This is a genomic window from Rhizobium sp. BK418 (assembly GCF_004341105.1).
In the GTDB taxonomy this organism is placed as follows: Bacteria; Pseudomonadota; Alphaproteobacteria; order Rhizobiales; family Rhizobiaceae; genus Rhizobium.
On the sequence record NZ_SLZK01000006.1, the window covers coordinates 22,090 to 43,059 of the forward strand.

Annotated in this window: 13 protein-coding genes and 1 pseudogene; 10 read left to right on the forward strand and 4 right to left on the reverse strand. The window is 59.3% G+C overall.

Translation table 11 applies throughout. The features are described from left to right. Positions 1-192: 192 nt before the first annotated feature. The 4 genes from EV281_RS22260 to EV281_RS22275 are packed head-to-tail and all read left to right on the forward strand — an operon-like array spanning position 193 to position 4,220. Positions 193-1,497 (forward strand): nucleotide sugar dehydrogenase, encoded by a 1,305-nt coding sequence (locus EV281_RS22260; protein WP_132656349.1) that lies wholly within the window; start codon positions 193-195, stop codon positions 1,495-1,497. 1 nt (position 1,498) lies between these two features. Next, positions 1,499-2,560: a Gfo/Idh/MocA family oxidoreductase gene (locus tag EV281_RS22265; protein WP_132656351.1), complete on the forward strand. Its 1,062-nt coding sequence runs from the start codon at positions 1,499-1,501 to the stop codon at positions 2,558-2,560. 2 nt (positions 2,561-2,562) lie between these two features. Beyond that, complete coding sequence (locus tag EV281_RS22270; protein WP_132656353.1) at positions 2,563-3,123, forward strand: acyltransferase; 561 nt, start codon at positions 2,563-2,565, stop codon at positions 3,121-3,123. Next, complete coding sequence (locus EV281_RS22275; protein ID WP_132656355.1) at positions 3,123-4,220, forward strand: DegT/DnrJ/EryC1/StrS family aminotransferase; 1,098 nt, start codon at positions 3,123-3,125, stop codon at positions 4,218-4,220. Before EV281_RS22270 ends, EV281_RS22275 begins: the two co-directional genes overlap by 1 nt. Before the next feature lie 178 nt (positions 4,221-4,398). On the opposite strand, the gene EV281_RS31775 is transcribed toward EV281_RS22275, so the two are convergent. The 3 genes and pseudogenes from EV281_RS31775 to msrA all read right to left on the reverse strand — a co-directional run bounded on the left by EV281_RS31775 (position 4,399) and on the right by msrA (position 5,775). Then, positions 4,399-4,551 (reverse strand): hypothetical protein, encoded by a 153-nt coding sequence (locus tag EV281_RS31775; RefSeq protein WP_245508339.1) that lies wholly within the window; start codon positions 4,549-4,551, stop codon positions 4,399-4,401. Positions 4,552-4,759: 208 nt separating this feature from the next. Further along, positions 4,760-4,963 (reverse strand): annotated as a pseudogene (locus EV281_RS22290) (IS5/IS1182 family transposase); the annotation flags it as partial. Between the two features lie 101 nt (positions 4,964-5,064). Continuing rightward, on the reverse strand, positions 5,065-5,775 hold the full coding sequence (gene msrA, locus EV281_RS22295; RefSeq protein WP_132656357.1) for a peptide-methionine (S)-S-oxide reductase MsrA: 711 nt from the start codon (positions 5,773-5,775) through the stop codon (positions 5,065-5,067). A gap of 200 nt (positions 5,776-5,975) precedes the next feature. On the opposite strand from msrA, the gene EV281_RS22300 reads away from it, so the two are divergent. The 5 genes from EV281_RS22300 (at position 5,976) to cueR (ending at position 19,247) form a co-directional block, all read left to right on the forward strand. After that, positions 5,976-11,456, forward strand: coding sequence for an alpha-2-macroglobulin family protein (locus EV281_RS22300; RefSeq protein WP_132656359.1), 5,481 nt, complete (start codon positions 5,976-5,978; stop codon positions 11,454-11,456). Next, entirely contained in the window at positions 11,453-13,534 is a 2,082-nt protein-coding gene (pbpC, locus tag EV281_RS22305; RefSeq protein WP_132656361.1) for a penicillin-binding protein 1C, read from the forward strand. The genes EV281_RS22300 and pbpC overlap by 4 nt, the downstream gene beginning before the upstream one ends. A 59-nt stretch (positions 13,535-13,593) precedes the next feature. Beyond that, positions 13,594-16,203, forward strand: a complete 2,610-nt coding sequence (gene treY, locus EV281_RS22310) for a malto-oligosyltrehalose synthase (RefSeq protein ID WP_132656363.1) — start codon at positions 13,594-13,596, stop codon at positions 16,201-16,203. A gap of 107 nt (positions 16,204-16,310) precedes the next feature. Next, positions 16,311-18,842 (forward strand): heavy metal translocating P-type ATPase, encoded by a 2,532-nt coding sequence (locus EV281_RS22315; RefSeq protein WP_132656365.1) that lies wholly within the window; start codon positions 16,311-16,313, stop codon positions 18,840-18,842. A gap of 12 nt (positions 18,843-18,854) precedes the next feature. Continuing rightward, entirely contained in the window at positions 18,855-19,247 is a 393-nt protein-coding gene (gene cueR / locus EV281_RS22320; RefSeq protein ID WP_132656367.1) for a Cu(I)-responsive transcriptional regulator, read from the forward strand. Between the two features lie 61 nt (positions 19,248-19,308). On the opposite strand, the gene EV281_RS22325 is transcribed toward cueR, so the two are convergent. Then, a complete protein-coding gene (locus EV281_RS22325; protein ID WP_132656369.1) occupies positions 19,309-19,599 on the reverse strand; it encodes a hypothetical protein in 291 nt (96 codons plus the stop codon). Between the two features lie 478 nt (positions 19,600-20,077). Here EV281_RS22325 and EV281_RS22335 point away from each other — a divergent pair, with 478 nt between their 5' ends. Further along, on the forward strand, positions 20,078-20,968 hold the full coding sequence (locus EV281_RS22335; RefSeq protein WP_132656373.1) for a LysR family transcriptional regulator: 891 nt from the start codon (positions 20,078-20,080) through the stop codon (positions 20,966-20,968). The last annotated feature ends 2 nt before the right edge of the window (positions 20,969-20,970 follow it).

A 20,970-nucleotide genomic window follows, 5' to 3' on the forward strand; every position in this document is an offset into this window, starting at 1 on the left:
AGAATTGCCTCGGGGATCTGGGTTGGCGTCTCTATACAGGCAAGGAAATTTGTTGACAACTCTGCCCTACAGGGGATCGCATCCGCTTTCGAAAGACGGCGAATGCGCCAACTGCTTAAACTTGCAATTTCGTCTGAACCATGATTGTTGACTGCTCCCAGAATACAGTAGTGACGGGTAAGGATTTTAACGTTGAACGTTGAGCTTGTTCAAAAGCTGAAGGCCAAAAAGGCAACGATTGGCATTGTTGGGCTAGGTTATGTCGGTCTACCACTGATGCTTCGATACTCCGAAGTTGGCTATAAGGTCGTCGGGTTTGACATCGATCCGGTAAAAGTGAACACCCTGCATGCGGGCCACAGCTATATCGAACACATTGCAGAATCCTCTATCGCCGGCGCGCTTGCGAAGGGGTTTCAGGCCACAACTGATTTCTCGCGTGCAGGCGAAGTTGATGCCCTCATCATCTGCGTGCCAACACCGCTTAATAAATATCGAGAGCCAGATCTCAGCTTCGTCATTGGTACGGTGGACACCCTCGTGCCACATCTGCGTCGGGGTCAGATCGTCTCCTTGGAAAGCACGACGTATCCCGGAACGACTGACGAAGAATTGCGACCAAGGATCGAGAAGGCTGGCCTAAAGGTCGGTGAGGACATTTTCCTCGTATTTTCGCCCGAGCGTGAGGATCCCGGAAACGCCAGCTTCACGACAAAGACCATTCCGAAGATCTGCGGGGGCGATACGGCGGCGTGCCTTGAGACGGGCCTGGCACTCTACGGGCACGTTATTGACCGCGTCGTGCCTGTGAGTTCAACGCGTTCTGCCGAGCTCACGAAGCTCTTGGAGAACATCCACCGCGCTGTAAACATCGGCCTTGTCAACGAGATGAAAGTCGTAGCCGACAAAATGGGTATCGACATACACGAAGTGATTCGTGCCGCAGCAACAAAGCCATTTGGCTTTGTTCCCTATTACCCAGGACCAGGACTTGGGGGACACTGCATTCCGATCGACCCTTTCTATCTGACGTGGAAGGCGCGCGAATTTGGCGTTCATACTCGCTTTATCGAGCTGGCGGGCGAAATAAACTCCTCCATGCCGGACTACGTGATTGCAAAGATTAATGCCGCCCTCAACAAGGTCGGTCGATCCGTGAGCGGTAGCCGTGTCCTAGTACTGGGCATAGCTTACAAGAAAAACGTCGATGACATGCGGGAATCTCCGTCGGTGACCATCATGGAGAAGCTTCGTGATCTTGGAGCAGAAATCTCTTACAGCGACCCTCATATTCCGACTTTTCCGAAGATGCGCGAGCATCATTTCGATCTTTCAAGCGTGCAGCTGACGCGCGAAAATGTTGCCGCGTTCGACTGCGTCGTGCTGGCAACTGACCATGATCGGTTCGATTATGCGCTGATTGCAGAGAGTGCAAAACTAATCGTTGATTCTCGCGGCCGCTATCTTGAACCGAGCCAGAAAATTACAAAGGCCTAACATGCGACGTTATTCTCCTGGGATACTTGACCGGAAAGTCCGTTTCGCTCTCGTGGGATGCGGTCGCATTGCGGCCAATCATTTCGGCGCGCTGGAGAAACACGCCGATCGCGCCGAACTCGTCGCTATTTGCGATATCGATCCGGCGGCACTTGAAGCTGCCGCCAAGCGCACGGGTGCACGCCCCTATTCCAGCCTTGATGATATGCTGGACCACACCAACGCGGATATCGTCATACTGACGACGCCAAGTGGTTTGCATGCTGAACAGACAATCAAGATTGCAGCAAGCGGCAAGCACGTCATGACAGAAAAGCCGATGGCTACCCGCTGGAAAGATGGCCTTAGTATGATTAAGGTTTGTGATGATGCAAACGTGCGTCTCTTTGTCGTCAAGCAAAATCGCCGGAATGCCACGCTCCAGCTGGTGAAGCAGGCCATCGAGCAAAATCGTTTTGGCCGCATTTATATGGTCAACATCAACGTATTCTGGACCCGTCCACAGGAATATTACGATAGTGCGGCGTGGCGAGGCACGTGGGAGTTTGACGGCGGCGCCTTGATGAACCAGGCAAGCCACTACGTCGATCTTCTTGACTGGCTCATTGGCCCGATCGAAAGCTTGCAGGCCTACACCGGTACATTGGCGAGAAATATTGAAGTTGAGGATTCAGCCGTCGTCAGCGTCAGATGGCGTTCCGGCGCATTGGGTTCTATGAACGTCACAATGCTGACCTTTCCCCGAAATCTAGAAGGCAGTATCACAATCCTCGGGGAGAAGGGGACCGTTCGATTGGGTGGCGTGGCCGTAAACGAAATTCAGCATTGGGAATTTGATACCCCCCACGAGAGTGATGCCAAGGTTCAGGAAGCAAGTTACGAGACGACCTCGGTTTACGGTTTTGGTCACCCTCTGTACTACGACAATGTCATCAATGTCTTGAGGGGCGAGGCAGAACCTGAAACAGATGGGAGAGAAGGCCTTAAGTCGCTGGAAGTTCTGATCGCAGCTTATCTTTCGTCACGCGACGGAAAGCGTGTCGCGCTTCCTCTGGATTACTGATAATGGCGCCGCAAATACATCCAACAGCGATTGTCGATGAGGGAGCACGTATCGGTGACGAAACGCGTGTTTGGCATTGGGTTCACGTGTGCGGAGGTGCCCGGATCGGGGAAAAGTGCTCTTTAGGGCAAAATGTCTTCGTTGGAAACGACGTTGTCATTGGCAATAACGTCAAGATACAGAATAACGTATCGGTTTACGACGCTGTAAGTTTGGAGGACGATGTATTCTGCGGCCCGAGCATGGTCTTCACAAATGTCTACAATCCACGTGCCTCGGTCAGTCGCAAGAACGAATATCGAAAGACGACAGTTCGCAAAGGAGCCACACTCGGCGCCAATTCGACGATCATCTGCGGAACAACGATCGGCGAACACGCCTTTGTCGCTGCCGGTGCCGTCATCAATCGCGACGTCCCAGCCTACGCCCTGATGATGGGCGTCCCAGCTCGCCGTCGAGGCTGGATGTGCAGTTGCGGGCTGACCTTACAAGGAACGGAGGATGTGAGCTGCGAATGTGGCTTGCGCTATCGTATAAATGAAACAACGTGTAGGCCACTCTGATGTCCAAAATCGAATTCATTGACCTCAAAGCGCAATACCGCGACCTCAAAGGCATCGTTGACCGCCGTATTCAAGCTGTTTTGGATCATGGCCAGTTCATCATGGGTCCAGAAGTGCGAGAGCTCGAACAGCGACTGGAAAGCTTCACCGGCTCGAAACATTGTATTACTGTTTCATCTGGCACTGAAGCCTTGCTAATTTCTCTTATGGCATTGGATGTAAAGCCCGGAGACGAAGTCATTACATCGCCGTTCACTTTTATTGCTACAGCCGAAGTTATTGCTTTGCTCGGCGCGGTACCAGTGCTTGTTGATGTCGATCCGGATACCCTCAACCTGAATGCCGGGGAAGTTGAAGCAGCCATAACTGCCCGAACGAAGGCGATCATGCCGGTCTCCCTTTACGGCCAAGTGGCCGATATGGATGAGATCAACGAGATTGCCGGACGAAACGGCAATATCCCGGTTATCGAGGACGCAGCTCAAAGTTTTGGCGCCACATATAAGGGCCGAAAGTCTTGCAACGTGTCGACAATCGGATGCACAAGCTTTTTTCCAAGTAAACCTCTCGGGTGCTATGGTGACGGTGGCGCCATTTTCACCAACGATGACCGCCTTGCTAAAGTGATGCGCGAGATTCGCGTTCACGGTCAGGAGCGCAGATATTACCACACGCGTATCGGCGTTGGTGGACGCATGGATACTCTGCAATGTGCTGTCGTGCTGGCGAAGCTTGAGCGATTCGATTGGGAGATCGAACAGCGTATACTGGCCGGAGAGCGATACCTCTCGCTTCTTGCCCGACGCAGCAATGCCAAAGCACCGACTGTTGGAGCAGATAGATCATGTGTGTGGGCACAGTTCACCGTCCAGGTCGAGAATCGTAGCGAAGTTATTGCAAAGCTCTCGGCAGCTGGCATACCGACAGCTGTCCACTATCCTATTCCGCTCCATAAGCAGCCGGCGTACGAAAGCATATGCCGCGTTCATGGAAGCGTCGCGCGTTCGGAATACGCAGGTGCGACTGTTCTTAGCCTGCCTATGCATCCCTATATCGAAATCGAGACACAGCGCGTGATCATCGAGGCTTTAGGATAGGGCCGTGCACGTCTGTACTATATCGTTCGCGATTCACTTTCGCGCTAGCAGCCGACGACATCCTCGTCGGCTGAAGTTCCTCGCATAAACACCATCATCTGCGGCGGCACTGTTGCCAACGGGCCTGCGCGCCTAGGCTGTAACATATTTCAAAAGCTGTTCCACCACGCCGAGATAATCATTTTTTGCATAGCGCCAAGCGCCCTCGCACACCATCGGCGATAAACTCGGGATTGGCCGTCATGAAGACGACGGAAATGCCATGGTCTTCGGCGAGCTGCAGGGCGCAGCCCGAGGGCGGCTTCGCAACCTGACGCAAGGTCTGGGACATGCACCCCCATATTCTCGATTGTCATTTCGAGATCGAGGGCGATCAATAGATCGTCTTCGACGATCAGGTGAGGCCTCGGAAGCGAGCGTAGCGATGGCCGTGAAGCTGCTTGGCGTCGGCGAAGGAGCGCTCGACCGTCTCCTTGCGCCGCTTATAGATCGCCTTGCCCCAAGGGTGAGCCGGTTGGTGTCGGTGCGCTCGCGGGCGTACCGATGAACAGAGCCTTGAACATCAGCGTCGGATCGAGCGCCGGCCGGCCGTTGTCGGCACAGTAAAGCCCCGCCACACGCTCATGGATGAAGGTGAAGTCGATCACCGCGTCGACCTTGCGAAGCAGGTGATCCTTCGGCACCAGGCCGTCGAGCGTCACCATCTCGAGCGCCGTCTGTTCGGGAGCGGGTTTCTTCAACATATCCCAATGAATCACAAACCCCTCGACGAGGCCAGGGGTTTGTCAGCAGTCTGAAGGGCCGGTTTTCCGGCCGCCTTCAGAGTCCAGGTTCCGGAGAGTTCTCAGCCCTTAGCCTTCAACACCAAAACCGGATCCTTGCTGTAATCGGTCGGGAAGATTTCTCTCAAATTCTCGATCTTCGGCAGATCGTTGTAAGCGATATAGGGATAGGTCGGGTTCAGCGTCAGGAAATCCTGGTGATACTGCTCGGCCGGGTAGAAGCCGGTATAGTCGGTGACCTTGGTGACGATCGGCTGTTTGAAGACGTGCGCCTTGTCGAGCTGGGCGATATAGGCTTCGGCGACCTTGCGCTGCTCGGGATCCGCGATGAAGAGTGCCGAGCGATATTGTGTACCCTCGTCCGGTCCCTGGAAATTGAGCTGCGTCGGATTGTGGGCGACCGAGAAGAAAATCTGCAGGAGCTTGCCGTAGCTCACCTGTTTCGGATCGAAGGTAACCTGCACAGATTCGGCATGACCGGTCGTGCCCGTGCTGACGGTCTCGTACTGGGCAGTCGACGCTTCGCCGCCGGCATAACCGGAAACGGCACTCCTGACACCTTTCACATGCTGGAAGATGCCCTGGACACCCCAGAAGCAGCCACCGGCGAAAACGGCGGTTTCCATGCCGGACTTGCCGGCCTCGTCAACGACCGGCGCCGGTATGACGACGGCATCTTCGGCTGCGCGGCTGGCGATCGTACCAAATCCGAGCGACAGAGCCGCGGTTGCGACGAGCGCGGCAAAGATCTTTCCTGGCGTGCGAATGGACATGGGACTACCTCCGGAGACAGTGTGGGAAAATCCTTGCCGATCGGCAAGAAAGCCGCAAATCACAAGCCGTTCACTCACGCCGATGTGACGATTGCACGAAAGCGAATGTGCGGAACTGAGACAGACCGCGAGGTGAGTTGACAATTTCTCGAGGAGTGAGGAGAGTGCCGCCGGTTCAGAGCCAGCATCCGGGGGGACCAATGTCTGTGCGCTCGTTCTTCGCTTTTTCCGCCATCGCCGTATCTATGATTTTTTCAGGCCCGCCGGCTTTTGCCGCCGAGGCCAAGCGCGATATCGTGACCGTCAAGGATGCCGATTATTTCGGCTTCGACCTGCGCACCGAGCAAAACCTCTCGCTCGATCAGTGCAAGGCCGCCTGCATCGGCGACAAGAGCTGCAAGGCCTTCACCTATAATCCCAAGGTGAAGTGGTGCTTCCTCAAATCCGACTTCAAGACGATGAATGCCTTCCCCGGTGCGATCGCAGGCCGAATCGTCGAAACGACTGCTGCCGCCACGCCGCAAGAGCCGGACATCGGTGCTGCCCCCCGCCTGTCCTTCCTCTCCAACGATCTCGTCCAGCAGGCGCGCGATTTTCGCAACGACCTGGCACTGACCGACGACCAGCAGGGCCAGGGCGTCGATAGCCTGACGGCGAGTGCGCGGCTTGATCTGACCGGCGGCAATCTTGCCGATGCGCTGAAGGCCTTCCACGGTGCTCTGTCGATCACCCCTGACGACAGCGATCTCTGGGTCGAGACGGCGCGCGCCGCCACCTCGCTCGGCGCGCCTGATAGCGGCATTTTCGGCCAGGCGGTCATCGATGCGCTGAACGGTTACCAGCTGACGCGCACCACCAATAAGCGGGCCGATGCGCTGGCTGTGCTTGCCAAGGCGCTCGAAAAGAATGCCAATTATCGCGATGCGCTCAATGCCTACAAGGCGAGCCTAGCTCTTGTCGGTGCAAAGGACGTGCAAGCGGACTACCTGCAGCTCAAGGAGACACAAGGTTTCCGCATCACCGAACATACCGTCGATGCCGATAGCGCCACACCGCGTGCCTGCGTCACCTTCTCGGAGGCGCTCGTCAAGACGGTCGATTACACGCCATTCGTGACGCTGAACGGCGAGGCGCCGAAAGCACTCGAAGCCAAGGACAAGCAAATCTGCGTCGAAGGCCTCACGCACGGCGAGACCTATAAGATAGGCTTCCGTACCGGCCTGCCCTCCTCGGTCGACGAGGTTTTGGAAGCCCCTGTTACGATCGATGTCTATATTAAGGACCGCAGCCAGATGGTCCGCTTTACCGGCGACAGCTTCGTGCTGCCGTCGACGGCGCGCCGCGGCATCCCGATCGTCACTGTCAATATGGCGTCCGCCAACCTGAAGCTCTACCGCATCGGCGATCGCGGCATCGCGCCCCTCCTGACCGGTTCGCAGTTCCTGACGCAGCTTGACGGTTACAGCGCCCAAAACATCCAGGACCAGAGTGGCGAACTCGTCTGGCAGGGTTCGATCGAGGTCGCCAACGAGCTCAACAAAGACGTCGTCACTAGTTTTCCGGTCGACGAGGCGCTGCCCGAGCGCAAGCCCGGCATCTATGTGATGGTCGCAACCCCGCCGACCGGCCCGGTGCAGGAGTGGGATTCGCAGGCCACACAATGGTTCCTCGTTTCCGATATCGGTATTTCCACCTATGCCGGCACCGACGGGCTGAACGTCTTTGCCCGGTCGCTCGCTTCCGCCAAGCCCATGGCGGGCGTCGAGCTGCAGCTCCTCGCAAAGAACAATGAAGTCCTTGGCACGGCAACAACCGATCAGAACGGCCGCGCCACGTTTACGGCCGGGCTGATCCGCGGCACGGCAGCACTCACCCCCGCCGTCATCACCGCCAAGAACGGCACGTCGGATTATGTCTTCCTCGACATGACGCGCGCCGGTTTCGATCTTTCCGACCGCGGCGTCACCGGCCGCGCCGCGCCCGGTGCCATCGATGTCCTGCCCTGGACCGAGCGCGGCATCTACCGCGCCGGCGAGACCGTGCATGCCGCCGCCCTTGCCCGCGATACCGATGGCAAGGCGATCGAGAACCTGCCGCTCACCTTCATCTTCTCGCGCCCTGATGGCGTCGAAGACCGGCGGATCGTCAGCCAGACGAGCAATCTCGGCGGCTATCAGGTGGAGCTGCAGACGCAGGAAGCCGCCATGCGCGGCACCTGGACGATGAACGTCTATACCGATCCGAAAGGCTCGCCGATCGCCACCAAGACTTTCCTCATCGACGATTTCGTGCCCGATCGCACCGACATGGAGATCAAGACCGATTCCAAGGAAATCGGCACGGATACGGCCGCCACGATCACCATCTCGGGCAAGTATCTTTATGGCGCGCCGGCGGCCGGTCTCACCATAGAAGGTGATGTCGTCGTCAAGCCGACGCGGACCAACGCATCCTACCCCGGCTATCAGTTTGGCCTTGCCGACGAGGAGGCGAGCGAGGATTCGCGCCAGCCAATCGACGGATTGCCGGAGCTCGACGAGAACGGCGAGGCTTCGACCGATCTGACGATCGGCGAACTGCCGGCAACGACCCAGCTTTTGAATGCGACCGTCTATCTGCGCATGCAGGAGCCGGGCGGGCGCGCCATCGAACGCTCGCTGGAGATTCCGGTCAAGACGGATGAGGCCGCGATCGGCATCAAGCTGGAATTCGATGGCGATCTGCCGGAGAATGCGCTCGCGAATTTCACGGTCATCGGTCTCGACACCCAGGGTCGAAAGCAGGAGATGAAGGGCCTGCGCTGGAAGTTCTACAAGCTGCGCCGTGACTATCAGTGGTATCGCGAGGGAACGGCCTGGAAATACGAGCCGACCTATACGCCCGTAGAGGTCGCTTCCGGCTCGGTGGATGCGACGGCTGCCAATGGCGGCAAGATCCAGGCACCGGTCGAGTGGGGCCGCTACAGGCTCGAGGTGGAAAGTCCTGATGCCGATGGCCCGACCTCCAGCGTCGAATTTGATGCCGGCTGGTTCGTCGCCTCGACTTCGACCGAGACACCCGATGGTCTCGAAATCGCGCTCGACAAGGACAGCTATAAGGTCGGCGAGACGGCCAAGCTCAAGGTCACGTCTCGCTATGGCGGCGAGCTGATGATCACGGCAGGCACGGAAAACCTGATTGCCGTGCAAAACGCCACGATGGGCGAGACCGGCGGCGAAGTGAATATTCCCATCACCGCCGACTGGGGTGCTGGCGCTTATGTGACTGCCACCCTCTTCCGCCCGGGCGATTCACTTGACACACATATGCCGGCGCGCTCGATCGGCATCAAATGGCTGAAGGTCGATCCGGCCGAGCGGGCGCTGCAGGTCAAGATCGATACGCCGGAAAAGATGCTCCCGCGCGGCCCCCTCGATATCGGCGTGCAGGTGGCCGGAGCCGGTGTGAATGAGGAGGCCTATGTCACGGTTGCCGCCGTCGATGTCGGCATTCTCAACTTAACGCGCTACGAACCGCCGAACCCGGAGGACTGGTATTTCGGCCAGCGCCAGCTCGGTCTTGAAATCCGTGACCTTTACGGCCGGCTGATCGACGGGTCGCTGGGGGCGACCGGCAAGCTGCGCACCGGCGGTGACGGCGGCGCAATCGCGCTGCAGGCAAGTCCGCCAACACAAAAACTCGTCGCCTTCTTCTCCGGTCCGGTCAGGCTCGATGCCGAAGGGAAGGCAAAGGTCAGCTTCGATGTCCCACAGTTCAACGGTACGGCTCGCGTGATGGCGCTCGCCTGGACGAAGACCGGCGTCGGTCACAGCGCCAGGGACGTCATTATCCGCGATCCTGTCGTCGTCACCGCGAGCCTGCCGAAATTCCTAGCCCCTGGGGACAAAGCCAATCTCAGGCTCGACATCGCCAATACCGATGCACCGGCAGGCGACTACAAGCTGACGCTGAAGGGCAACAGCGCGCTTACCATCGATGGGCCTGCCGAACAGACGCTGAAGCTTGAAGCCGGCGCCAAATCCGACCTGACGCTGACGCTCGTCGGCGGCGAGCCGGGCGATGGCAGCGTGGCGATCAACCTGTCCAATGCTTCCGGCCTGTCGCTGGATCAGGTGGTAGATGTGCCGGTTCGGCCGTCGTCGCTGCCGGTGACCGAACGCCGCGTCATTGCGCTCGCACCGGGCAAGAGCCTGACCGTCGACAAGAACCTGCTTGCCGACAGCGTGCTTCCCGGGGCTTCGATTGCCGTCAACGTCACACGCTCCGCCGCCTTTGATATTCCGGCTCTGCTGATGACGCTTGATCGCTACCCCTTCGGTTGCGCCGAGCAGACGACGAGCCGTGCGCTGCCACTGCTCTACCTTGCCGAAGTCGCCAAGCAGGCCGGCATGGATGAGACCGATGACGATGTCCACAAGCGCGTGCAGGATGCGATCTATCGCGTCCTGTCCTACCAGGCCTATGCTGGAAGCTTCGGTCTTTGGGGGCCGGATTCCGGCGATCTCTGGCTCGATTCTTACGTCACCGACTTCCTGACGCGGGCGCGCGAGCAGAAATATGACGTGCCGGACCGTGCGCTGGTGCAGGCGCTGGAAAACCTCCAGAATTCGCTCTCCTACACGACGGACGTGAAGGGCAAGGGCGATGAGATCGCCTATGCCCTCTACGTGCTTGCCCGCAACAAGAAGGCTGCCGTCAGCGACCTGCGCTATTATGCCGATACGATGATCAACGACTTTCCGACGCCGCTCGCCAAGGCCCATATCGCCGCGGCACTGGCGCTCTATGGTGACGCGATCCGTTCGAAGAACATCTTCGTGGATGCCCTGCAGATGTCGAAACAGGCGATGGTTACCCGCGTCAACTTCTCGCGCACCGACTATGGCTCGGTGTTGCGCGATGGCGCGGCGATTCTGGCGCTTGCCGCCGAAAGCCGGCCTGTTCCGCCTGTCATTCCAGACCTGGCCAAGGCGGTGGCACGCGAATGGAACCGCAGCAAATATACGAGCACCCAGGAACAGGCCTGGATGCTGCTGGCGGCGCGTGCACTGCAGAGTGGTGACGACGACCTAAAGATCAACGTCAACGGCGCTCAGCGGACCGGTGCCTATATGGCGAAGATGACCGGCGACGCTCTGATCGACCATCCGCTGACGCTGACGAGCGCCACGAGCGACACGGTCTCCGCCGTCGTCACCACGGTCGCCGCTCCCGTCAAGCCGCTGCCGGCTGGCGGCAACGGCTTTGCCATCGAGCGGACTTACTACACGCTCGACGGCGAGGAGGCGAATGTCAGCGAAGCGCAGCAAAATGAACGTTATGTCGTCGTGCTGCATGTGACCGAGCAGAATGACTGGGCGTCACGCATCGTCATCACCGACCTGCTACCCGCAGGCTTCGAGATCGACAATCCGAGCCTGGTCGACAGCGCCCAGATGACGAATTTCGACTGGATCGGCGAAATGTCGGCGGCCCATACCGAATTCCGCTACGACCGCTTCGTCGCCGCCTTCAATCGCGATGAAAATTCGGCGCGTGATTTTAACGTCGCCTATGTGGTGCGTGCCGTCACTCCCGGCGTCTACGATCATCCGGCAGCGACGGTCGAAGACATGTATCGTCCCGACCTCTCCGCCCGGACAGCAACCGGCAAGATGGAGGTCGTTGCGGCTCAACAATGAGGCGGTGGCAGAAGTTCGCGATCGGGGCTGCGGCCGGCATCGTCCTTGCCGGCGCTGGCCTGCTTGCGCTCGATGCCGCCGACCGGGCATTTCCGCCGCCGCTTCAGCACGCAGAATCCGTTTCGCCCGAAGTGCTCGATGCAGACGGGCAATTACTGCGCGCCTTTGCAACGCCTGAAGGGCGCTGGCGGCTGAAGACCGGCGTTTCCGATGTCGACCCGCAATTCATTCGCATGCTGGTCGCCTATGAGGATCAGCGTTTTTATGATCATCACGGCATCGATGTTTGGGCCCTCGGGCGCGCGGCACTGCAATTCTTGACCAACGGCCGAATCGTTTCCGGCGCCTCCACGCTGTCCATGCAGGTGGCAAGGCTGATCGAGCCGCGCGAGAGCCGGTCCTTTTCGGCGAAGCTCCTGCAAATCGCCCGCGCCATGCAGATCGAGCGACGGCTCTCGAAAGAGGAGGTCCTCGATCTTTATCTCACCCATGCACCCTATGGCGGTAATCTCGAGGGGGTGCGGGCCGCAAGCCTTGCCTATTTCGGCAAGGAGCCGAAGCGGCTGACGGTGGCCGAAGCCGCCCTCCTGGTCGCGTTGCCGCAATTGCCCGAAAAGCGCCGGCCGGACCGGAATGTGAAAGCCGCCGAAGCGGCGCGCAAGCGCGTGCTCGACCGTATCGCGGTGGCCGAGGTCGTCGGCGATGGGGAGGCCGAACGCGCCGAGGGTGTCGCCATTCCCGCCCGCCGTCTGCAGCTTCCGGCCCTTGCCGCCCATGTTGCGGAAGCTGCACTGCGCAAGGACCCGAAGGCCATCCGGCACCAGACGACGCTGAAGAGGCAGGTCCAGACCGGCCTTGAGTCGGTCGCGCGAGCCGCAACGATGAAGCTCGGGCCGAAGCTTTCGCTCGCTATGGTGATGGCGGACGCTCAGACCGGCGAGATCGTCGGCGAAGTCGGATCGGCCGATTATTTCGATGCCAGCCGCTCCGGCTGGATCGACATGACCCGCATGAGTCGATCGCCCGGCTCTACCTTGAAACCCTTTATCTATGGGCTGGCCTTCGAGCAGGGGCTTGTCAGCCAGGAAACGATCATCGAGGACCGACCGGCCGACTTCTTCGGCTATCGGCCGCGCAATTTCGATATGAGCTACCAGGGCGATGTCACCGTGCGCGAGGCCTTACAGCTTTCCCTCAACGTGCCGGCCGTCAAATTGCTAGACGCGGTTGGCCCCTCACGGCTCATGGTTCGTTTCCGTCGCGCCGATGTTCGACCCACCTTGCCTGCAAATGAGACACCGGGCCTGGCGATCGGGCTTGGCGGCGTCGGTATTACCCTGAAGGATCTCGTTCAGCTCTATACCGCACTTGCCAATCGCGGGCAGCCAGTCCGGATTGGCGATGGTGTCACGGGTGAGCCGGGCAAGATCGATGGCGAACCTCTGCTTGAGCCGGTCGCGGTCTGGAATGTCGCCGACATCCTCTCGGGCGTCATACCGCCAGCCGGCGCCCCTCAGCGCGGCATCGCCTACAAGACCGGCACCAGTTACGGCTATCGTGACGCCTGGTCGGTCGGTTATGACGGACGTTATGTGCTTGGTGTGTGGATTGGACGGCCTGACAATAGCGCCGTACCAGGATTGACTGGCTATGTGACGGCTGCCCCAATCCTTTTCGAGGCCTTGGCAAAATCCGGCATTGCCACGACACCCCTGCCCCGTCCGCCGGCGGGCGCTGTGCGCATTGCCCAGACGGAACTGCCGATCAGCCAGCGGCGTTTTGCGCTAACTGCCAGCGGGTTGCTTGCCACTTCCGGCCGAGAGGCGGCACCGCAGATCGTCTATCCGCCCGAGGGCGCTCATGTCGATCTCGGTGCCAAAGAGGGCGATCTTTCGCCGCTGATGCTGAAGCTACAGGGCGGCCGCGCCCCCTTCCGCTGGCTTGCCAATGGCAAGCCATTGCCCGACCTTTCACGCCGACGCACGCAAACCTGGATGCCCGACGGTGGCGGGTATTCCAAGCTGACGGTGATCGATTCGATGGGGCGTGCTGCAAGCGTGGGCGTCTTCATCGACTGAAGGAACAAAAGTCTTTTGCAACCGTTTGAAGGTGACCCTCCAAACGGCAAAACGACCCGATGACGCTGCCCTCCGCGACCTACCGGATTCAGTTCCGCAACGGCATGACCTTCGACAGTGCCTGCGAGCTCGTTCCCTATCTGAAATCGCTCGGCATCAGCCATCTCTACGCCTCGCCGATCTTTTCGGCGACCACCGGCTCGACGCACGGTTACGACATGACCGATGCCAATGAGATCGATCCGGTGCTTGGCGGCAGGGCAGGCTTCGATCGTCTGACGGCGGCACTTTCGAAAGTCGGAATGGAAGTGATCCTCGACATCGTACCGAACCACATGGCGGCGTCGCTGGAAAATGCCTGGTGGCGAAGTGTTCTCGAATTCGGAAGGCAAAGCCCTTTCGCAGACCATTTCGATATCGACTGGAGTGAACGGCTGACCCTGCCGCAGCTCGGTAAAAGCTTCGATGAGTGCCTTACCGAGGACGAACTGACGATTGTCGTCGATGAGGCGCGGGGCAATCTCGCCATCGCCTACTACGACACGCTTCTGCCGTTGAGCAGGCGAAGCTACGCCATGTTGGTGCAAAAGCTGGATGATCCGATCCTGACCGGGATGACGGAACTTGCGGGTTCTTCAGACGGTGACGCTTTGCATCGCGGCTTGCGCGATCTGATCTTCGAGGCTGGTGATTTCGCTCGCCTGAAGGAGGGACTGGCGGTACTTTCGCAGGACCAGCAGTTCATGCGAGAACTGCACAAAGCGCAGCATTGGCAGTTGCAGCCCTGGCAGGAGGCCTCCCGACATCTGAGCTACCGCCGTTTCTTCGAGGTGACGGGGCTGGTCGGCCTCAGGGTCGAGGATCCCAAGGTTTTCGAGGCAAGCCACCGGCTCGTGCTCGAACTGGTGCGGCAGGGCCAGGTGCAAGGCCTGCGCCTCGATCATATCGACGGGCTCGCGGAACCGACAGCCTATCTGCAGCGGCTGCGGCAAGCCGTCGGTACCGACACCTATATCGTCGTCGAAAAAATCCTTGGTGCGGGTGAGGAATTGCCCACTAGCTGGCCGGTGGAGGGAACGACGGGATACGAATTCATTGCTACCCTGAGCGAGCTTTTCGTCGAAAGCGGCGGCTTGCAGACACTGAATACGGCCTACCGTCGTCTGGCCGCCGGAAACGGAGATTTCGAGGAAGGGCGGCGCGCGGCGAAGACATTGATGGTCGAGCGCAATTTTGCCGGCGAGACGGGGCGCCTAACGCAGATTGCGCACGGCATCTTCCCCGAACTTGCCGAGGAGACGATCGCGCAAGCGATCCGAGAATTGCTGATCGCTTTTCCGGTCTACCGCACCTACGGGGCGGACGGGCCGCTTGATGCACGGGATGCTGCATTTCTGCAAACGGCAGTCGCATCAGCCGGCGGACATGTGCATGACTCCGAGACGCTCGAACGCATCGCGGCCATTCTGGAAGGCCCGGTTGACGATAACTCGGCGCGCGAATTCCGGATGCGCTTTCAGCAACTCTCCGGCCCGATCATGGCAAAGGCAATGGAGGACACTCTCTTCTACCGCTACAACCGGCTCCTGGCGATGAACGAGGTTGGTGGGGAGCCGGACCATGCGCCGGGTGGGGTCGACGCGTTTCATCTGATGATGAAAGACCGTCAACAATCCCAGCCGTTCGGTGTTTCGACAACATCGACCCACGATACGAAGCGCGGAGAAGATGCGCGTGCAAGGCTTTATATCTTGAGCGAGGGCGCCGATGTCTTTGCCAACGCAATCGAGCATTGGTGCAGGCTGAATGCGAGCCACCGCAAGGAATTGCCGGACGGGGCGGCACCTGAACCCAATATTGAGTGGATGCTCTATCAGGCGCTCGCCGGTGCCTGGCCGAAGGATTTCGATCGCCGCCATGCAGACGGCTTGCGCGAGCGTTTTAGCGACTACGTGGAAAAGGCTATCCGTGAGGCGAAACTGCGCACCGATTGGACAGCATCCAATAGCGATTATGAAGAGGCCGTCCGCTCCTATGCCGCCGCGCTCCTATCGCCAGAAAACGACGCCTTCTTGGAAGATTTCGCCCGAGTGATGCAGCCCTTTATCGAAGCCGGCTATATCAACAGCCTCTCGCAGACACTGATCAAGCTGACGGCGCCCGGCATCCCCGACATCTATCAGGGGGCGGAAGGCTTCGATTTCAGTTTCGTCGATCCTGATAATCGCCGCCCGCCGGATTTCGACAGGCTGGCCAACTGGCTTGCCGAGGGCGCTCCGATCGCAAGGCTGCAAGCCGAGGCGCTGAAGCAACGTGTCATCCAAATCGGCCTGAAGCTTCGGCTGCAGCACGAGGCACTGTTCACGCGCGGGGAATATCTGCCGCTTCTCGTCAACGGGACGAGGCGTGACCATGTTGTCGCCTTTGCCCGTCTGCTTGACGATGATTTTGCGATCACCGTCGTGCCACGGCTGATGTTCGGCTGGCTCGATCCCGGCGTGCTCTTTGCCGGTCCGGAATTCTGGGAGGATACGGCGATATCAGTGCCCTCGCCTCTCCATCGTCTCAAGGCCGATCTCCTGACCGGCAAGATGCTGGAGCCGGGAAGTGAGATATCACTCGCCGCCCTTCTCGGGGACCAGCCAGCGGCACTGATCGGGCCAGCCTGACATCAAAAACCTAGAAACTAAGCCAGTAAAAATCTTGTTGACCTTCCAGTTGCTGGAAGGTTCATAAAGCTGTCCGGATGCCAGAAAGGCATGAAAGGCACAGTATTATGGATAACAAGCACGACCATCATCACGGCCACGGCCACCACCACCGCGCAGACGGCGGACAATGCGGATGCAGCCACGATGAAAAACACCCAGATATGGTCGCGCGCGATCCCGTCTGCGGCATGGTGGTCGATCCCGATGCCGGCAAGCCTGCTATCGACTATGAAGGTCGCAGCTATCATTTCTGCAGCGATGGCTGCCGGAAGAAATTCGAGGCGGCACCGCAGGATTACCTGACTGCCAAGGACCCGGTCTGCGGCATGAATGTCGAGCGCGCCAGCGCCAAACATTTCCTGAAACACGACGGCGAGAAGTTCTACTTCTGCTCAGCTGGTTGCAAGGCGAAGTTTGAAGCCAACCCCGAGACCTATCTTCATGGAAAGAAGCATGCAGCAGCAGCCATGCCGAAAGGCACGCTCTATACCTGCCCCATGCATCCCGAGGTCATCAGCGACCACCCCGGCGACTGCCCGAAATGCGGCATGGCGCTGGAGCCGATGGGCATCCCACCCGAGGATGAAGGTCCGAACCCGGAGCTCGTCGATTTCACGCGCCGCCTGTGGATCAGCGCCATCCTGGCCGTCCCGCTCCTCGTCCTCACCATGGGACCGATGATCGGACTTGCCTTCCCGCGCGAGGCGCTTGGCGAACCCGTGGCGAGTTATGTCGAATTGCTGCTCGCAACGCCGGTGGTCCTCTGGGCAGCCCTTCCCTTCTTCCGCCGGGCTTGGGCATCGCTCGTCAACCGCAGCCCAAACATGTGGACGCTGATCGGTCTCGGCGTCGGCACGGCGTATCTCTATAGTGTCGTGGCGACCCTGGCGCCCGCTCTCTTCCCGCACAGTTTCCGCGGCCATGGCGGCTCCGTCCCTGTTTATTTCGAGGCGGCGGCCGTTATCGTGGCGCTCGTCTTCGTGGGGCAAGTGCTGGAATTGAAGGCGCGCGAGCGCACTGGCTCAGCGATCCGCGCACTACTCGATCTTGCGCCGAAAACCGCACGCCGCATTAATGCCGACGGCAGCGAGAACGACGTACCTATCGATGACGTTGAGGCCGGCGACCGCTTGCGCGTGCGCCCCGGCGAACGTGTGCCCGTTGACGGCTCAGTCATCGAGGGGCAATCCACGATAGACGAATCGATGATCACGGGTGAACCTTTGCCGGTCGAGAAGGTCAAGGGCGACGCACTGACCGGCGGCACGATGAACAAGAATGGTGCGCTGGTCATGACCGCCGAAAAGGTCGGCGCCGAGACAACGCTCTCACGTATCGTCGACATGGTAGCAAAGGCGCAGCGTTCGCGCGCGCCGATCCAGGGTGCCGTCGATCGCGTCTCGGCGGTCTTCGTACCGGCCGTTGTCGCAGCCGCCATTGCCGCCTTCCTCATCTGGTCCTTCGTCGGGCCGGAGCCGCGGCTTGCCAATGCACTGCTTGCCGCTGTCGCCGTGCTGATCATCGCCTGCCCCTGCGCGCTCGGCCTCGCGACACCGATGTCGATCATGATCGCCACGGGGCGTGGCGCACAGGAAGGTGTCCTGATCAAGGATGCCGAAGCGCTGGAGCGTTTTTCCAAGGTCGACACGTTGATTGTCGACAAGACCGGCACGCTGACTGAAGGCAAACCCAAGCTGACGGATGTGGCTGTATCATCGGGTGTTGACGAGGCGGATCTGCTGGCGCTTGCCGCAAGCCTCGAGCGTGGCTCCGAACACCCTCTGGCAGAGGCAATCGTCTCGGGTGCGGAAGAACACGGCCTCACTTTCAACGATGTCACTGGCTTCGAGGCAAAGACCGGTAAGGGCGTGTTGGGCAGGGTCGGTGGTATGTCCGTCGCGCTCGGCAATGCCGCGATGCTCGCCGAACTCGGCATCGATCCCTCGCCGCTATCCGAAAAGACCGAGGCGCTGCGCGGGGAAGGCAAGACCGTCATGTTCGTCGTGCTCGATGGCGGGCTCGCCGGTCTCCTCGCCGTTGCCGACCGCATCAAGCCGACGACGGCAGCGGCCATCAAGGCGCTGCATGACAGCGGACTGAAGATCATCATGGCGACCGGCGATAACGAACGCACGGCGCGCGCGGTGGCAAAAAGTCTCGGCATCGATGAAGTCCGTGCCGACGTCCTGCCCGAAGAGAAGAAATCGCTTGTCGATGAACTTCGCGCAAAGGGCGCCGTCATTGCCATGGCGGGTGACGGGGTCAATGATGCGCCGGCACTCGCGGCAGCCGATGTCGGCATCGCCATGGGCACGGGTGCCGATGTTGCGATGGAAAGCGCCGGCATTACATTGGTGAAGGGTGATCTTAACGGAATCGTGCGCGCAAGGCGGCTGGCTGAGGCGACGATGCGCAACATCCGCGAGAACCTCGGCTTTGCTTTCGGCTACAATGCCCTCGGCGTTCCCGTGGCAGCCGGTGTGCTCTATCCGATCTTCGGCCTCTTACTCTCGCCGATGATTGCCGCTGCCGCCATGAGCCTCTCCTCGGTTTCGGTCATCGGCAATGCGCTGAGGCTCAGGGTGGAAAAACTCTAAAGGAACCAGGTGATGAATATCGGCGAAGCTTCAGAACGGTCCGGCCTGCCTTCAAAGACTATCCGTTATTACGAGGATATCGGCCTCATCCGCCCCGATCGGGGCGGAAACGGCTACCGCGATTACGCGGCCTCCGATGTGCACAAGCTACGCTTCCTGCAGCGCTCGCGCGGCCTTGGCTTTTCGGTGGAGGAGTGTCGCCAGCTTCTGGCGCTCTACGAAGACAAGAGCCGGGCGAGCGCCGACGTCAAGGGAATCGCCGAGGCGAAGCTCTCGGAAATCGATCGCAAGATCCGCGAACTGACGGAGTTGCGGCATACGCTCGAACATCTCGTTCATGCCTGCCACGGCAATGATCGTCCCGACTGCCCGATCCTCGAAGAACTTTCGGACAGCGCAGGCTGACGGTGCGGCCTCCTCTTGAAAGCGCGGGGCATCCTGTCGCTATATATCCGCAAAATGGCGGCTAGCCCTGGCTGGCGGCCTCGGAAGGCTTCTCATCTTCGGCCTCCTCGTTCTGTTCGTCCTCGACCATGGCTCCGTCAAGTCGATGCTTGATCGCTAGCGCATAGATGACATCGAGAATATTGCGGTCTCTCAGGTGGGGATCGGTCAACGCCAGCAGCGAAGCGCGAACGATCTTCTTGCTGGACGCCTTCGGACAACGCTTGCGGACGAAATCATAAAGCGCATCACCCACAAGTCCTTCCATGGCGCCGTCCACGAGAGCCTCGTAGACCCGCTTCTTCTCTTTCATTTTCTATGTTCCCCACACATTAGCGGGGCATACTCTGTCATGTAACTGTCACAAACAACAGCAGACCGTGATATGTCGACAATTGCTCAGCGGTGCAATCTAGGAAAGCGTCTCATTTTGCTTCCGAATTCGTCTTCAACCTTACACCCATGCCACCTGGAACCATCTCTCCCTCCCCTTGAAAAATGATTCCCGCAGACTCGAACGTTAACTTGATAAGCCGGAGATTGCTTTCCCGCATCTCGCCGCCTTTTTCGAAGGCTCGAATAGAGACCGAGCTGATGGCTGTGCGCTCGGCAAGATCATTCTGGGTCCAGTTAAGTAGCGCTCTTGCAGCGCGACACTGAGGAGGCTTGATCATAAAAACTTTCTTTTTCCGAAAGTTGAGTATTGAAAACAAAAGTCTTCCGTGCTATGAGCCTCCAACTTATCTTTTGCGAGGCGCGGTTGCAATCAATGCACGCGTCAGGGGCAATCTATGGAACTACGCCAGCTATCCTACTTCGTTGCGGTGGCCGAGGAGCTGCATTTCGGCAGAGCCGCAGCCAAGGTGCATATCGCCCAGCCGGCTCTGTCGAACCAGGTCATGGCATTGGAGAAGGAACTCGGCGTACAGCTCTTCATCCGCTCGACCCGGCGGGTGGAGCTGACGCGGGCAGGGGCGGCGTTCTACGAGCGGTCAGTGCGGATCCTGAGTGAGATCGACCTGTCGAGGGAGATTGCCCGGTCAGTTGCCGGCAAGACGGCGAGGAGGATTGCCATTGGTACCGTCTATCCCGCTACCATCGGCGTGCTGCCATCCTTCCTGTCGCGCATCGGCCGCAAATATCCCGATATCCGCATGCATATCGAAAGCGGCACCACCGATGACATCATCCGCCATATCGAGGCAGGCCGCATCAACCTCGGCTTCATCCGGCCGGTGGAGAATATCGGCTCGTTGCGTTTCTTCTCGATCGCCCATGAGCGCTACCTGCTGGCCGTGGCCAAAGAGAGCCCGCTGTCATTGAAGAGCGAGATCGATCTTGAGGATCTGCGCTCCGAAAAGATCATCTCGTTTTCCCGTCAGAACCTCTCCTACAGCGAGCGCTATTTTGCCGAAAAGTTCGAGGAGCACGATCTGACCGACAATGTCGCTTACACCTGTGACGACACCTTCTCGCTGGTGTCGCTGGTCTCGGCCGGTCTTGGCATCGGCTTCGTGCCGGAATGGACGCAGGATCTGCCGAACCGCGGCTTTGAGCTGAAGAAGGTGAGGGGGATCGATTTCAAGATAGGGCTCGGTGTCGCCTGGAACCGGGAAGACCCGACTGCCGGCCGTGACGACATCATCGATATTGCGCGGTCATTGGCGCGGCCGGGACGATAAAT